Origin of the sequence: Neorhizobium sp. S3-V5DH (assembly GCF_004343065.1) — a bacterium.
In the GTDB taxonomy this organism is placed as follows: Bacteria; Pseudomonadota; Alphaproteobacteria; order Rhizobiales; family Rhizobiaceae; genus Neorhizobium; species Neorhizobium huautlense.
Genome location: NZ_SMCL01000002.1, coordinates 123,523 through 137,464, shown reverse-complemented (window position 1 = coordinate 137,464; position 13,942 = coordinate 123,523). Strand labels below are relative to the sequence as shown.

The following is a 13,942-nucleotide window of genomic DNA, read 5'->3' as shown; positions in this document are numbered from 1 at the left end:
GCTGATAGTTTACGGGATCAGGCCGCGGCGGCGCTATCGTCGTTGCGAATGCGCGCCTTGATGTTTTCGATCATGTTTTCGCGAATGGTTTCTTCGCCATGGGCCGTGCGCATGTGCTCCACGGCTCGGCGGACAACTTCGGCATCTTCCTCGGCGCGGGTGTGCCACTGGCAGCCCGGCACGAGAGTTCCGCATTCGAACAATCGCATGACGTCTCCTCCTGTTGCCGTCGGCGGGCGGAAAGAAATTCCTCCGTCTGCCCGCCTTAGAGCGATAACTCGGAACCCGTTCCGCCGTTCCCGCTAGTAATCACACAAGGCCCAGGCTTCGAAGACTGAAGCCTCCTGTGAGGTCCTGTGCCGGCCGGGTTGGTCATTGGCTGGCGCGGTCTCGTAAGCCTTGCCCGCAAGCTGACGCCTTACCTGTTCCACACAGAAGGCATGGGGCAGTTCGCCGCCGCTTTTCACCCGCATTTCTGTAGCGAGGCGTTCGATTATTTGGGGACTGTCGGTGGTTCGGAGCGCGTCCTTTGCATCGGACGCATTTGGCATTGGTATGCTAGTTGATGCAGTCATCGCATCCTCCTCCCGGTGCTACCGAAAGGGAAGCTAGCACAGCGCAGGAAATTTGAAATGACTTTTGTTAAGCTATAGCTAAAACGCCGCAGGTGACGCCGGACCAGGGCGTCTTACGGCCACCTGACTACCGGAGGAAGAGACGACAGGATGGATTCGACATTGCCGCCTGTCTTCAGACCGAAGATCGTGCCGCGGTCATAGAGCAGGTTGAATTCCACGTAACGGCCGCGGCGGATAAGCTGCTCGTCGCGGTCTTCTTCCGTCCATGGCTTGTTGAAATTGGACCGTACGATTTTCGGATAGGCCAGATTGAAGGCGCGTCCGACATCCTGAACGAAGGCGAAGTCGGCTGCCCAGCCGCCTTTTTCCTCGTCGGAATGCAGCCAATCGAAGAAAATGCCGCCGATGCCGCGTGGCTCGTTACGATGCTTGAGGAAGAAATAGTCGTCACACCAGGCCTTGTAGCGGTCGTAGTCGGCCACAGCCGCATGGCGGGTGCAGGTGATTTCCATCACCCGGTGGAAGAGCGTGCTGTCCGGATCGGTCTGGGTGCGACGGCGATCAAGCACCGGTGTCAGATCGGCTCCGCCGCCGAACCAGTTGCTCGACGTCACCACCATCCGCGTGTTCATATGGACCGTCGGCACATTGGGGTTGACCGGGTGGGCGATCAGCGAAATTCCGGATGCCCAGAAGCGGGGGTCTTCCTCTGCGCCTGGGATCTGGCTGCGGAAATCGGGCGAGAATTCGCCAAAGACGGTGGAGGTATGAACGCCGACCTTTTCGAAGACGCGGCCTTCCATCATCGACATCTTGCCGCCGCCGCCTGCGCCTTCGTCGCGCTGCCAGTCCTTCTTCTGGAAGCGTCCCGGCTCCTGATCGCAAAGCGGTCCGGTGAGCTCGTCTTCAAGCGATTCAAACGAGGCGCAGATGGTGTCGCGGAGGCTTTCGAACCACGCCCTGGCGACAGCCTTCTTCTCTTCGATATCCTCGGGCAAGCCCTTGGGTAGTTCCGGCCGTTCCATATTCAGTCCTCTCGCCATCTCCTTGGCGCGATTCGCATTTTTCCCGCTGGCCATTAGCATCTATAGCTTTCGCGGACCATTCCATAGCTTGTCGCGGGTAGAAAATGAGACTCGCAAAGCGTGTCTGCGAGCATTATTCTAAACTTCAGACAGGTGCGGATGAGAGGCTCTCATGGCGAAATTCACACCACCGCCGCTCGACGGGCTGAGGCGCAGGATCCAACGCCACCGGCAGGAGAAAGCCGGCGAGCGCTCCGGAATGTTCGTCCGGGAAACCTTCCTGCTGTCGCGGGAGGAGGCGCGCGAAAAAGCCCGGCAGTGGTTCGATGAATTTCCCAAGGCCGCATACTGGACCGAGGTGGAAAGCTGGCGCCAGCTCGACGGCGACCGCATCGAATTCACGATGCGGCGGCTACCGAGCGCAGATTGAGCCGCGAAGAAATTTTCCGGATTACCTCGCCTTTGAACCTGGACGCTTGCCGGACCGCGGCGCCCGGCGCATTGGCGGATGCGGTGCGGGAGCCACCGCAACGACCGGTGTCGGGGAAGGTTCCGGCTGAGCTGGAGATGTTTCCAGGGAAGGCTGTTCTTCGCCTTGCTCTTCGACCGATGGCGCAAATGGCGGCTCTTCAGGCGCCGGAACGGTCGATATGGCTGCTTGCACAGGTTCGGCTGGCGCGGCTTCCGGAGCGGTTGCAGCCGGCTGAGCCACTTCTTCGGGAGCTTCGGCGCGAGCCAGAATTTCGCGCAAGACTGCCGTTACCGGAAGATGGCTCGGAAGTTCCGTATTGGTGTGATGCCAGGCCTGGGGAACCACTTCATCATTGTGAATGAAGGTGCGGGAGTTGATCTCGCCGAACCAATCCCATCCTCCCATCACGTCCACCACATCCTTAAACAGGGGCGGCATGGCGATACGGGCGCTGAAGGTCACGATCTTGGCGTTCAGGGCAAGTTTTTCCGCAGCCGCTGCGTCCGTTTCCGCAAGGTCGTAAAGGGCCTCCGACAGAACCAGGTTTCCTTTGGAGTGACCGGTGAGCAGGCGGAAGGACAAGCGGGGATCTGCCAGCATTGCCCTGACAGTCTGCGTGTCGAGGCTGCGGCTTGCGAGCCGCTCGGGGTCGAGGTGCGGTGCGGCTCCAAATTTCGGCCGTCCGGAAAATTCGTCCAGAATTTCAAAGGTATGTCGGATCTGGTTAAGGTAGCCGAACAGGAAGTAGCCGCCCAGCGCCTCGGTTGCCACATCAGCGAGACCGTAACCCGAAACAACAACGGCCACCGGCCGCCCGGCAGCGTTGGCGACATTGCGGGCGAAGGCGGCCGAACCGAGGGCGGAACTTCCCACACCCGCCACGGCGAGGATGTCGATCTTGTCTCCGCCCGCGATGATGAAATCGTCCAGCGTATCATAAAGTTTCAGCAGAGGACCGTCCGAGGGCGGAACGATGAGGATCGCTCCTTCGGCGGCGAGGGAGTCGCTGATGTAGAAGGCCTCTTCCGGCGTGATGGTCTTGATGTCGTAGAAAAGGGAATCCAGCGTTGTGTTGCGCCGCCGCAAGGTTTCAAGGGACAGGTTGCGAAGCGGCGTGTTCTGCAGGCGCTCAGGCAGGCTGAGTGTGCGTGCAAACTGCGTGATGTTGTGAGTGAATGCGGTAGGGAACATGATGGCCTCGTCGGGTAGACGTTCGTTCGTGGCGAGCATTCATGTTCGAAGCTTCTCATAAACATGCTGCACTGCCAACCGCATTTTCGCAGGTGCGACAGCAAGTCCGCTTATCGGGGATCTTCGTAGGTATAAAGAGCGCACATCTCCTCGCTGCTTTTCGGAGGCCTGTTGCCGGTGAAGACGGCGATAGCCGACAGGCCGTCGCCCGCCGCCCAGTTGGCGACATAGGTGACGTCACCGGTTCCGCAGAGCTGGTTGCCGTTTTCGAGCTCGGGGTCGGCAGGATCCTCCACGCGATAGACTGAAGCCGGTATGCGCCTGCCATCGACACGGAAATGATCGGCGACCAGGTCCGAGAAGGCGAGAGATTCTTCGTTTTCGAACGTGATGCTGAAATCGTCCAACCAGATGTCCCCGGTCACGCTCATCGCCGTATTGCTTACCGCCGAGTAATGATCCGCCTGCTGCGCGGCGGCGGGAGAGGTGGCGATCGCCGAAATCAAAACCGGCAAGCTCAGAAGCAGACGAGGAAAACGAGCAGGCATCCATGGACCTTTGCTGCGGGTGGCGTGGGAACCAGGCCGGTTTCGGGCGGGCTTGGCATGGCTGCCATTTAACAGGGTGTTGGTTAAACCTGAACGAAGAAATTCAGGACTTTCTTCCGTAGGCAATCGAGCATCCCGGCGCGTCGTCCCGAATACACCGGCCGCCCTCCCGGTAGAGCGCCAGTGACGAACGACGGGTCAAGGGGCAACTGTCATTTGACATGCAGGTATTTACCTGCATATTCTACCTTCATAGATGAGCGAGATCGATGGGCACGGACAAGGTTTTTAAGGCGCTGGGCGACCCGACACGCAGAAAGCTGCTCGATCTTCTTTGCGAGAAGAACGGGCAGACGCTCGGCCAGCTTTGCGAGAATCTGGACATGGCCCGGCAGTCCGCCACCCAGCACCTTGAGATATTGGAGGCGGCCAATCTAGTGAGCACGGTCAAGCGCGGTCGGGAAAAGCTGCATTTCATCAACCCCGTGCCCCTCTACGAGGTCTACGAGCGGTGGGTGCGGAAATTCGAACATCAGCGGCTCAGCCTGCTGCACGATCTGAAGAAGGAACTCGAAGGAGAGTGATATGACCAAAGAGACAACCAGCTTTGTTTACGTGACCTACATTCTCTCGACGCCCGAAGAGGTGTTCGAGGCCATAACGAAACCGGATGTCGCAAGGCGCTACTGGGGCCACGAGAACGTCTCCGACTGGAGGCCCGGATCGAAATGGGAACATGTTCGCGCCAATGAAGAGCGCAGCGTCGAACTCGTCGGCGAGGTCGTCGAGGTTTCACCGCCCACCCGTCTCGTCATCACCTGGGCGAACGCTTCGCAGGCCTCCGATCCGGCAAGCTACAGCCGGGTGACGTTTTCGATCGAGGAATACGAGAACATGGTCCGGCTGACCGTCAGCCACGACGAGCTCGAAGCTGGTAGCGGGATGGCGAACGGCGTCATGCGCGGTTGGCCGGTCGTCCTTTCAAGCCTGAAATCCTTCCTGGAAACCGGGCAGGGGCTCGATGTTTTCGCCAAGCCGAAATCGGCATGAATTCCTTGCGGTGCCAATCAACAAGTCTGCCAGTGGGAGAATGACAATGACCAAGGCCTATATCGGCGGATGCGCGTGTGGCGCGATCCGCTATGAAACGAGCAGCCAACCCATCTTCGAGAACCATTGCCAATGTCGCGACTGCCAGAAGCGAAGCGGCACCGGGCACGGATCCTATCTGACCTTCCCCCGTCGCGCCGATGTGACGATTACCGGCGAAGCGAACACCTGGCGGGTGACGAGCGATAGCGGCAACGAAAAGATCCATGCCTTCTGCCCGACCTGCGGAACGCCGGTCTACCTGACATTTCCCGCAATGCCGGATCCGATTGCGATCTCCGCGGGGAGCCTCGACGACCCGGCCGCATTCAATCCGCAAGCCGTCACATACAGCATCCGGGGCCATGCGTGGGACACGATCGATGCCTCGCTGCACAGATTCGAGAAAATGCCGCCCCGATAACTCCGCCGCAACTGTTGACAATGTCGGTCAGTTCGACCCGGAGGTGCCAAGCAGCGGGAGTGGGCTACGGGTCCTGAACCTGCTATCCGGCGTGATCTTCCTCGGCGCCGGACAGTGTTTCGATGTCCAGAAGGATCGGCCCGGGCCCGGTCTCGCCGAGGACGTCGTGGGGATTGCGGAGCGGACAGTCCTGCATGGAGAGACAACCGCAGCCGATGCAACCGCTCAGTTGATCTCTCAACGCCGTAAGGCCGGCGATCCGCTCGTCAAGCTGGCGTTTCCAGGTCTCCGACAGCTTTTGCCAGTCCTTGGCAGTGAGGGGGCGGTCGTGGGGCAACACGGAGAGGGCATCGCGGATTTCGGCCAGCGGCACGCCCGTCTTCTGGGCAACCTTGATGATGGCAACCCGCCGCAATATCGACCGCGGATAGCGCCGCTGATTGCCGCGATTGCGGCGGCTCTGGATTAGGCCCTTCTCCTCATAGAAATGGAGCGTCGAGACGGCAACGCCGCTTCTGCGGGCCACGTCTCCGACGGAAAGCTCGAGCTGGATCCGTTCATCGAAATTTTTCTGCATTGCGACCCTTGACCTCAATATTACTTGAGGTTCTATAGCAGGTGCTCCCGTGAAACAAAACCCAGGGAGCGTCGTCTCATGAAGACAGAAACTGCCGGCAGCCTGCCTGCCAATCCGCATTTTTCCCGCAACTCCACCCTGCTTTCGGTCAGCACCTTGACCTTCATGTCCGGGGCGACGATTTCCGCGTCGCTGCCCGGCATTGCCGCACGGTTCTCCGGCTTGCCGAATGTGGAACCGCTCAGGGAGGCGAGGGCCGAAGGAGGCCGCTCATGACCTCGCACGGCTCAGTTGCGCGGTTCGGCGAGGCGAAGGCGGCTTTCGACCAGCATGCCGCTGTCGTCGAGGATCGGATGGGCGACGGACACGATATGGGCGTTGATACGTTTGAGATCGCGCAGCAGATCGAGATGCAGCGAGCTCGTCTGGAGGCTTTCCATCCTGCCATCGCGAAGACGCTCCAGGTGGCGCTCCGCCGATCGTTTCTCGAGGCGGCGGACATCGACCTTGATCTCCATCAGCTGGCGGGCGAGGTTGAAGTCGCCCGTCACGAAGATGGTCTGGGCGGCGCGCAGATTGTCGATGGTCAGATTGAAGAGGCTTTCAAGTTCCTGGTAGCCGTCGTCGGAGAATTTCAGGCCATTCGAGACCTTCTTGCGCACCTGCTCGCAGAGGCCCTTTTCGATGATGTCGCCGATATGCTCGAGGTTGATGGCATAGTCGATGATGGCGATCGAACGGCGCGCGCTCTCGGCATCGAGGCCCTGACGGCCGAGCTTCGACAGGTAGATCTTTACCTCTTGCTGAAGGCTGTCGACACGCTGCTCCAACGCGGCAATCTCCGCAAGCGGCGCAAGGTCGTTGTGCTTGAAGGCATTTTGCGCACGGATCAGCATCCGTTCGATCGCGTCGCCCACGCCCAGCACCTCGCGGGTGGCGTTGGCGAGCGCCATGACGGGATTTCCGAGCGCCTGGGGGTCAAGGAAGCGCGGTCCGCTTTCGACTTCCGGATCCGCCGCGACGAGGCGGGCGGTGATGTCGGATAAAAGCCTTGAAAAAGGCCAGGCGACAAGCGCCAGAAGGATGTTGAAGGCAAGATGCGCGTCAACGGGCAGTTTCGCGGGCGAGAGCGGCAGCGATTGCATGATTTCCGCGCCGAAGCCCGCGAGCGGCAGCGCGATGGCGCAGCCGATGCCCCGGACGATCAGGTTGCCGAGCGTGATGCGCCGGGCAGGGGCCGGCCCGGAGAGTGTGGCGACCACCGGCGGAATGGCGCCGCCGAGATTGGCGCCCAGGACCAGCACGATGATCAGGCCCGTCGACAGGATTCCCGTCGAGGCGAGCGACAGGATGAGCACGATGGCCGCCAGACTGGACGAGGAGACGAAGGCAAGTGCCGCAGAGACGACAAGTGCAACCGGCCAGGCGTTGTCGAGGAGGCCGATGAACGCGCCGAGCGCCGGCGACTGGCGCATCGGTTCGGTCGCGAGGCCGAGCAGCTGCAGCGACAGCAGCATCAGGCCGACTCCGATCAGCGCCGTGCCGGCGCCTTGCCGCGTACCCGAGCGCGCCCGATGGAGAACGAGGCCGATGAGAATGATGAGCGGCGAAAGCCATTCGATGCCGGTAGCGACGAGCCAGGCCGTGACGGCAGTGCCGACATTGGCGCCGAGCAAAACGATCTGCGCCATGCGCGGGCGGATCAGGTTGCGGTCCGCGAAGGAGGCGACGGTGAGCGCGGTTGCGGTGGAGCTCTGGAGCGCGATGGTCGCGATCAGGCCGGACACGAAAGATCGCCAGCCGCTGCGGGTGCCCGTGGCAAGCCCGGCGCGGAGACGGGTGCCGAAAGCTCTCGTCACACCATGCTTCACCTGCCCAAGGCCGAACAGCAACAGCGAGACGGCGCCGAGGAGGTTGATGATGACGATCGTCGATTGCATGCGGATGCTCCTTGGTCCCCGACGGCCGGCGACGGCGCAAACAGGCGGGAATTATAGGTTGCCGGCTAATGAATATAGGCCGGCTGCACACCTGTGCACAGTGCCGTTCGCGACAGTATATGGCTATATTGGTGTAGGATTAGTTCCAGCTGGTTTGCCGGAGCGCCTCGCCGGCGATCATCGCCGCCGACATGGCGACATTGATGGAGCGCTGGCCCTCGACCATGGGGATCAGGATACGCGCTTCAGCCGCCTCGTGCACGTGATCGGGCACGCCGGCGCTTTCGCGGCCGAAGAGAAGAATGTCGTCCGCCCGGAATTCAAAACGTGTATAGGGCAGGGCGGCCTTGGTGGAGGCAAGCACGAGGCGGCGGCCATTCTCCTTTCGCCATTCGTCGAAACGCTGCCAGTTGACGTGGCGCTCGAGAGCGACGCTTGCCAAATAGTCCATGCCGGCCCGCTTGAGATTGCGGTCGGAGATGTCGAAGCCGGCGGGTTCGATGACATCGACGCCGAGCCCCAGGCAGGCGGCGAGCCTGAGGATCGTACCGGTATTCCCGGCGATATCGGGCTGGTAAAGGGCGATGCGGAGCGTGGTCATTTCCGGTGCTTACGGGAAACCGGCAACAGGACACAAGTGTTTTCAGTACCCGGCATAGCTGTGACGATCGGGCAACATGAAAGCTGCGGAGGTAATGTTTGCGTCGATTTACCCTTTCCAAATTGTCGTGGACGGGATAGAAGGAACCTGCATTTCAACGCCAGCCGACGGAGGCCTACATGGATATGACCGTGCTCTCGCGCCTCCGCTGCCAGAACATTATTCGTCTGGCCTAGGCGTTTCGCGGTTTCACGCAAACTTTCCCATCTTTGATTCGTTCCGTGGCCGGCACAAGGCCGCGCTATCTTAAATTTCGCCGTCCGCCCCTGGTCTCTACCACGTCCACGGGAGAACGACGGCAGTCCGACTTACGGAGCTTTTTCATGTTCTCGTGGTTCGAACGGCGCATCAATCCCTATCCGGATGAGACGCCTACCTTGCCGCCTTCCGGCCTGCTGGCCTTCTTGTGGCATTATACCAAGCCGGTATGGCCATGGGTCGTGATCATGTCGATCTGCACGATGCTGATCGCGATCGGCGAAGTGATGCTCTTCCAGTTCCTCGGCGACATCGTCGACTGGCTGTCGAACGCCGACCGGGCGACCTTTCTTGAGAGGGAAGGGACGAAGCTCGTCTTCATGGCCTTCGTTGTCCTGATCGCGCTGCCGCTGATTGCCGGGTTCAATTCGCTGATCATGCACCAGATACTGATGGGCAACTTCCCGATGATCGCCCGCTGGCAGATGCATCGCTTCCTGCTCCGGCACTCGATGACGTTCTTCGCCAACGAGTTCGCCGGCCGGGTGTCGACCAAGGTGATGCAGACCTCTCTCGCGATCCGCGAAACGGTGATGAAGGTGCTCGACGTCTTCGTCTATGTCGTCACCTATTTCGTGTCGATGGTGGCGGTCGTGGCGTCGGCCGACCTGCGCCTGGCCGCACCGCTGGTGTTGTGGATCATCGTTTATTCGCTGACGGTCGCCTATTACGTGCCGCGCCTGCGCAAGATCTCGTCCGAACAGGCCGACGCACGGTCGATGATGACCGGCCGTGTGGTGGACAGCTATACCAATATCGCGACGGTGAAGCTGTTTTCGCACGCCGGTCGCGAGGAAGCCTATGCGCGCGATGCGATGGACGTCTTCCTCAAGACCGTTCACGCGCAGATGCGCAAGGTGACCGGCTTCCAGGCGCTGGTTTATTTTTACAACTGTGCGGCGCTGTTCGTCGTCGGAAGCCTGTCGATCTGGTTCTGGCTGGACAGCGCCATTTCGATCGGAGCCATCGCGATCGCCATCGGCCTCGCCATGCGCATCAACGGCATGTCGCAATGGGTGATGTGGGAGATTTCCGCGCTCTTCGAAAACATCGGCACCGTCTATGACGGCATGTCGATGATGACGAAACCGCATGATGTCGTCGACCAGCGCGAGGCGACCAGGCTTGCCGCGAAGAAGGGCCATATCCGCTACGACCATGTCCGGTTCCACTACGGCAAGGGCAAGGGTGTCATCGATGGCCTGACGCTGGATATTCCGGCGGGGCAGAAGGTGGGCCTCGTCGGTCGCTCGGGCGCCGGCAAGACGACGCTGATGAACCTCCTTCTTCGGTTCTACGATCTGGAAGGGGGGCGCATCACGGTCGACGGTCAGGATATCTCCGCTGTCACGCAGGACAGCCTGCGCTCGCTGATCGGCGTGGTGACGCAGGACACCTCGCTGCTGCATCGCTCGATCCGCGACAACATCGCCTATGGCAAGCCGGATGCCAGCGATGCGGATATCATCGAGGCGGCAAAGCGGGCGAATGCCTGGGAGTTCATCGAGGGACTTTCCGACATGCAGGGACGCCAGGGGCTCGAAGCGCATGTGGGCGAGCGGGGCGTGAAGCTCTCGGGCGGCCAGCGGCAGCGGATCGCGATCGCCCGCGTGTTCCTGAAGGATGCGCCGATCCTGGTGCTCGACGAAGCGACCTCGGCGCTCGATTCCGAAGTCGAGGCGGCGATCCAGGAAAACCTCTTTGCGCTGATGCAGGGCAAGACGGTGATCGCGATCGCCCACCGGCTCTCGACCTTGACGGAAATGGACCGGCTGATCGTACTCGACCGCGGCCGGATCGTGCAGGCCGGGACGCATCAGGAACTGGTCGCTTCCGGCGGCATCTATGCCGACCTCTGGAACCGCCAGTCCGGCGGCTTCCTCGGCGATCACGCGCTCGAAGACGAGGCGGCGGAGTAATCCGCCGCTTCTTCCATCATTCTCCTTCCCTCATGGCCGAAGTTACGAAAATGTAAGCCGGTCATCCGTCCATTCTCCTTTGCCGGAGAGGGGAATCCGCCTATATCGGGGTGATGTTGAAAACGGTCTTCCGCACTTTCGAAAACTGGATCAAGCCGTTCGAGAGGCGGGACGACCTGAAGCCGCCTGCCGGCCTGATAAGCTTCATCTGGTTTTACGTGCGGCAGGCCAAGCTTCCCTTCTTCGCCATGCTGGTGCTCGGCGGTCTTGCCGCGGGCGTCGAAGCGGCGATGTTCTGGTATGTGGGCCGGCTGGTCGATATCCTCGATACGGCCAAACCCGCGGACGGCTGGTCCGGGCTCTTTGCCGAACATGGGACAGAGCTGGTCGTCATGGCGCTGGTCGTTTTCATCGGCCGCTTCCTGATCGGCCTGTTCACCGCGCTGGTCGATCAGCAGATCATCACGCCCGGTTTCTACAACCTGGTGCGCTGGCAGTCGTATATCCATGTTTCCCGCCAGTCTCTGAGCTTCTTCCAGAACGATTTTTCTGGCCGGATCGTCACCAAGGTCTGGTCGGCGGGGCAGGCGACGGGGGACGTGCTGACGTCCTTCATGGAAAGCGTCTGGTTCGTCGGCATCTATTCGGTCTCTACGATTGCCCTGGTGGCGCAACTGGACTGGCGCCTAGCTGTCGTGGTCGTCGCCTGGCTTTCGATATTTGCGGTGCTTGCGAAATATTTCGTGCCGCGCATCCGCGAGCATTCCAAGGCATCGGCAGAGGCCGGTTCGATGATCAGCGGGAGGATGGTGGATGCCTATTCCAATATCCAGACGCTTCGTCTCTTCGGCCGCGACGAAGCCAACGACCGCTACATGCGGTCGGGCTTTGAGACTTTCCAGGAGACGATCATCGCTTTTACTCGCCTGCTCACCAGCGTGCGAGCCTCGATGGCTTTCCTCTCCGGCACGATGATCGTCACCATGGCCGCGATGAGCGTGCATCTCTGGCTGTCGGGGCTGATCAGCTCCGGCGCCGTCGCCTTCACGCTGGCGCTGATGCTGCGGCTGAACTTTCTCCTCGGCCGATTGATGACGCAGCTGAACAGTATCATGCGCAATATCGGCACGATCCAGAATTCCGCGGAACTGATCTCGCAGCCGATCGGGCTCGTGGATGCGCCGGATGCGGCGCCGCTTGTCGTCACGCGTCCGGAAATCCGGTTTGAGAATATCAGCTTCCATTACGGCAGGCGGAGGGGCGTCATCGACAACCTGTCGCTGACGATCCGGCCGGGAGAAAAGATCGGCATCGTCGGACGCTCGGGCGCCGGCAAGTCGACGCTCGTCAACCTGCTGCTGCGCTTTTACGACCTCGAAGGCGGGCGCATCCTCATCGACGGCCAGGATATTGCCAAGGCGACCCAGGAATCGCTGAGAGCGCAAATCGGCATGGTGACGCAGGACACTTCGCTGCTGCACCGGTCGATCCGCGACAATATCCTGTTCGGTCGGCCGGATGCGACGGAGGAGCAGCTTGTCGAGGCGGCGCGAAAGGCGGAGGCCGACGCGTTCATCGCAGCGCTGGAGGATCAGCGCGGCCGCAAGGGTTTCGATGCGCATGTGGGCGAACGGGGCGTCAAGCTTTCGGGCGGTCAGCGGCAGCGGGTTGCCATTGCCAGGGTGATGCTGAAGGACGCGCCGATCCTGGTTCTGGACGAGGCCACCTCGGCGCTCGATTCCGAGGTCGAAGCCGCCATCCAGTCCAATCTCCAGCGGCTCATGCACGGCAAGACGGTCATGGCGATCGCCCACCGGCTCTCCACGATCGCGGCGCTCGACCGGCTGATCGTCATGGACCAGGGACGGATCATCGAAGAAGGCTCGCACGGCCAGCTCATCGGCCGCGGCGGCCTCTATGCTGAGCTCTGGGCACGGCAATCGGGGGGCTTTCTGGCGGCGGATGCGGCCCAATAGGATTCAGGGTGCGGGGCCGGTAATGGCGATCTCGGCCATCAATCCGTAGTGGTTCGACCCGTGGGCGTCGGCAAGCCGCGTCAACGACTTTATCTTTAACGGTGGCCGCGCATAGACGTGGTCGATGGGGACGCCGAAGACGCCCGCGCGAATGGGCCAGGTCGCCGGCTCCCATTCCACCGTCTTGAGCCCGGTCAGGCGCAGGAAACGTCGCATGTTCGGCGCGAGGCTCGACGCGTTGAAATCGCCCGATAGCAGAAGCGGGCCTTCCGCTTCCGAAATCGCCAGAGCGGCACGGATCAGTTCCTGCGAGTGAAAATTGTCGAAATAGGGCTTCGTCGTGTGGATCCCGACGAGATTGACGGTCCGGCCGGCAACAGTGACCTTTGCGAGAATGAAGCGCGAGGGGAAGATGTCGCTGAGGCTGCGGACGATCGGCGTTTCGATCGGTGTCTTGGATAGCATCAACTGATCGCAGAGCGGAATGATGACGCCGCAGCCCACGCGGTAGGGATATGTCTTCGCCAGTTCATCAAGGTGAACGCGCAGCGGAGCCGCCTCCATAATGTTGACGAGATCGGCGCCCGATCCCGCAATGGCGCGGACGATGTCCCCAGCGTTTTCGTAGTTGTCGTTGAGGATGTTGAAAGAGAGAAGACGGACGGTCGGCGCTTGGGCCTCCTCCGCGGACGGCACTGCGGCAAACTCCCGGCCCATCAGCACCGCGTGGCCGGTAAAAAGAAGTGAGGCGGCAAACAGCAACCAGACGGAGAAGTGCCGCTTCACCGCCAGGGCAAGGATCATGGCGAGGACGCACAGCGCCGCTGCATGCAGCTGCAGGCTGTAAAGCGTTGCCAATATCCAGTGAGGATGGACGTAGCGGGTGCCGATTGCGGCAAGAACAAGCGACACGATGACGCAGATGGCAACCGATAATGCTTGTCTCATTCAGGTCCGTCCGCAGCGGCCGCCTTTCGCCGTGCGGTTCGCCTATCATGCGCTCCGGTCTGTTGCAATGCGGTGGGCTCGAAAGCGGTTAACGGTCGGCCCGGCGATTTTCGATCGAGCGCCATGAAAAACCGAGATTTTCGGGAGGCGCGGGATCGGTCCATTCTCGTGTCTGGGAGGCTTGTAGCGACCGCGTTACTAGAGCGCCGCAACCGTTCAGTTTTCCCGCGACAAACTGGCCCGCAGCACTTGCCAAGACTGGACATATTTTGCGATCAAGCATAGAACGCGCCGAATTGCCGGGGAATCTATGTTCGAATTGTGTTCAACCGAGAT

15 protein-coding genes are annotated in these 13,942 nt (G+C 61.0%); 7 read left to right on the top strand and 8 right to left on the bottom strand.

Features of this window, described 5'->3' with window-relative positions; translation table 11 throughout:
* Positions 1–17 precede the first annotated feature (17 nt).
* Together EDE09_RS04185 and hemF are read right to left on the bottom strand one after the other, a co-directional pair.
* Positions 18–209: a DUF1059 domain-containing protein gene (locus EDE09_RS04185; RefSeq protein ID WP_105370303.1), complete on the bottom strand. Its 192-nt coding sequence runs from the start codon at positions 207–209 to the stop codon at positions 18–20.
* 479 nt (positions 210–688) lie between these two features.
* Complete coding sequence (hemF, locus tag EDE09_RS04180; RefSeq protein ID WP_105370371.1) at positions 689–1,603, bottom strand: oxygen-dependent coproporphyrinogen oxidase; 915 nt, start codon at positions 1,601–1,603, stop codon at positions 689–691.
* Positions 1,604–1,775: 172 nt separating this feature from the next.
* Here hemF and EDE09_RS04175 point away from each other — a divergent pair, with 172 nt between their 5' ends.
* Positions 1,776–2,033, top strand: a complete 258-nt coding sequence (locus tag EDE09_RS04175; protein ID WP_105370301.1) for a hypothetical protein — start codon at positions 1,776–1,778, stop codon at positions 2,031–2,033.
* A 21-nt stretch (positions 2,034–2,054) separates the two neighbouring features.
* Here the strand turns inward: EDE09_RS04175 and EDE09_RS04170 are convergent, their stop codons facing one another.
* Positions 2,055–3,266 carry a hypothetical protein gene (locus EDE09_RS04170; RefSeq protein ID WP_132409067.1) on the bottom strand — a complete coding sequence of 404 codons (1,212 nt, stop codon included), beginning with the start codon at positions 3,264–3,266 and terminating at the stop codon, positions 2,055–2,057.
* 110 nt (positions 3,267–3,376) lie between these two features.
* The gene (locus tag EDE09_RS04165; RefSeq protein ID WP_245505070.1) at positions 3,377–3,814 is read right to left on the bottom strand and encodes a hypothetical protein; all 438 of its coding nucleotides are present in this window, start codon (positions 3,812–3,814) and stop codon (positions 3,377–3,379) included.
* Between the two features lie 269 nt (positions 3,815–4,083).
* Between EDE09_RS04165 and EDE09_RS04160 the strand changes: the two genes are divergently transcribed.
* The 3 genes from EDE09_RS04160 to EDE09_RS04150 are packed head-to-tail and all read left to right on the top strand — an operon-like array spanning position 4,084 to position 5,327.
* On the top strand, positions 4,084–4,398 hold the full coding sequence (locus EDE09_RS04160) for a helix-turn-helix domain-containing protein (protein WP_132409065.1): 315 nt from the start codon (positions 4,084–4,086) through the stop codon (positions 4,396–4,398).
* Between the two features lies 1 nt (position 4,399).
* Positions 4,400–4,864, top strand: a complete 465-nt coding sequence (locus EDE09_RS04155; protein WP_132409063.1) for an SRPBCC family protein — start codon at positions 4,400–4,402, stop codon at positions 4,862–4,864.
* A gap of 46 nt (positions 4,865–4,910) precedes the next feature.
* Positions 4,911–5,327 (top strand): GFA family protein, encoded by a 417-nt coding sequence (locus EDE09_RS04150; RefSeq protein ID WP_112800930.1) that lies wholly within the window; start codon positions 4,911–4,913, stop codon positions 5,325–5,327.
* Positions 5,328–5,409: 82 nt separating this feature from the next.
* Here EDE09_RS04150 and soxR read toward each other — a convergent pair whose 3' ends face one another.
* The gene (gene soxR, locus EDE09_RS04145) at positions 5,410–5,904 is read right to left on the bottom strand and encodes a redox-sensitive transcriptional activator SoxR (RefSeq protein WP_105370296.1); all 495 of its coding nucleotides are present in this window, start codon (positions 5,902–5,904) and stop codon (positions 5,410–5,412) included.
* 78 nt (positions 5,905–5,982) lie between these two features.
* Here soxR and EDE09_RS04140 point away from each other — a divergent pair, with 78 nt between their 5' ends.
* Positions 5,983–6,180 carry a hypothetical protein gene (locus EDE09_RS04140; RefSeq protein WP_132409061.1) on the top strand — a complete coding sequence of 66 codons (198 nt, stop codon included), beginning with the start codon at positions 5,983–5,985 and terminating at the stop codon, positions 6,178–6,180.
* Between the two features lie 11 nt (positions 6,181–6,191).
* Here the strand turns inward: EDE09_RS04140 and EDE09_RS04135 are convergent, their stop codons facing one another.
* Complete coding sequence (locus EDE09_RS04135; RefSeq protein ID WP_132409059.1) at positions 6,192–7,844, bottom strand: Na/Pi cotransporter family protein; 1,653 nt, start codon at positions 7,842–7,844, stop codon at positions 6,192–6,194.
* 139 nt (positions 7,845–7,983) lie between these two features.
* On the bottom strand, positions 7,984–8,445 hold the full coding sequence (locus EDE09_RS04130) for a tRNA (cytidine(34)-2'-O)-methyltransferase (protein WP_105370293.1): 462 nt from the start codon (positions 8,443–8,445) through the stop codon (positions 7,984–7,986).
* A 383-nt stretch (positions 8,446–8,828) separates the two neighbouring features.
* On the opposite strand from EDE09_RS04130, the gene EDE09_RS04125 reads away from it, so the two are divergent.
* Both EDE09_RS04125 and EDE09_RS04120 read left to right on the top strand, forming a co-directional pair.
* Positions 8,829–10,682, top strand: a complete 1,854-nt coding sequence (locus EDE09_RS04125) for an ABC transporter ATP-binding protein (RefSeq protein WP_132409057.1) — start codon at positions 8,829–8,831, stop codon at positions 10,680–10,682.
* Positions 10,683–10,792: 110 nt separating this feature from the next.
* The gene (locus EDE09_RS04120; RefSeq protein WP_132409055.1) at positions 10,793–12,658 is read left to right on the top strand and encodes an ABC transporter ATP-binding protein; all 1,866 of its coding nucleotides are present in this window, start codon (positions 10,793–10,795) and stop codon (positions 12,656–12,658) included.
* A gap of 3 nt (positions 12,659–12,661) precedes the next feature.
* Here the strand turns inward: EDE09_RS04120 and EDE09_RS04115 are convergent, their stop codons facing one another.
* Entirely contained in the window at positions 12,662–13,606 is a 945-nt protein-coding gene (locus EDE09_RS04115) for an endonuclease/exonuclease/phosphatase family protein (protein WP_132409053.1), read from the bottom strand.
* Between the last annotated feature and the right edge of the window lie 336 nt (positions 13,607–13,942).

Bases quoted from the DNA above. Each gene is read 5' to 3' on its own strand.
- EDE09_RS04150 (WP_112800930.1), top strand. From the start codon at position 4,911: ATGACCAAGGCCTATATCGGCGGATGCGCGTGTGGCGCGATCCGCTAT.
- EDE09_RS04115 (WP_132409053.1), bottom strand. From the start codon at position 13,606: ATGAGACAAGCATTATCGGTTGCCATCTGCGTCATCGTGTCGCTTGTT.
- EDE09_RS04130 (WP_105370293.1), bottom strand. From the start codon at position 8,445: ATGACCACGCTCCGCATCGCCCTTTACCAGCCCGATATCGCCGGGAAT.
- EDE09_RS04165 (WP_245505070.1), bottom strand. From the start codon at position 3,814: ATGCCTGCTCGTTTTCCTCGTCTGCTTCTGAGCTTGCCGGTTTTGATT.
- EDE09_RS04170 (WP_132409067.1), bottom strand. From the start codon at position 3,266: ATGTTCCCTACCGCATTCACTCACAACATCACGCAGTTTGCACGCACA.
- EDE09_RS04140 (WP_132409061.1), top strand. From the start codon at position 5,983: ATGAAGACAGAAACTGCCGGCAGCCTGCCTGCCAATCCGCATTTTTCC.
- soxR (WP_105370296.1), bottom strand. From the start codon at position 5,904: ATGCAGAAAAATTTCGATGAACGGATCCAGCTCGAGCTTTCCGTCGGA.
- EDE09_RS04175 (WP_105370301.1), top strand. From the start codon at position 1,776: ATGGCGAAATTCACACCACCGCCGCTCGACGGGCTGAGGCGCAGGATC.
- hemF (WP_105370371.1), bottom strand. From the start codon at position 1,603: ATGGAACGGCCGGAACTACCCAAGGGCTTGCCCGAGGATATCGAAGAG.
- EDE09_RS04155 (WP_132409063.1), top strand. From the start codon at position 4,400: ATGACCAAAGAGACAACCAGCTTTGTTTACGTGACCTACATTCTCTCG.
- EDE09_RS04125 (WP_132409057.1), top strand. From the start codon at position 8,829: ATGTTCTCGTGGTTCGAACGGCGCATCAATCCCTATCCGGATGAGACG.
- EDE09_RS04160 (WP_132409065.1), top strand. From the start codon at position 4,084: ATGGGCACGGACAAGGTTTTTAAGGCGCTGGGCGACCCGACACGCAGA.
- EDE09_RS04135 (WP_132409059.1), bottom strand. From the start codon at position 7,844: ATGCAATCGACGATCGTCATCATCAACCTCCTCGGCGCCGTCTCGCTG.
- EDE09_RS04185 (WP_105370303.1), bottom strand. From the start codon at position 209: ATGCGATTGTTCGAATGCGGAACTCTCGTGCCGGGCTGCCAGTGGCAC.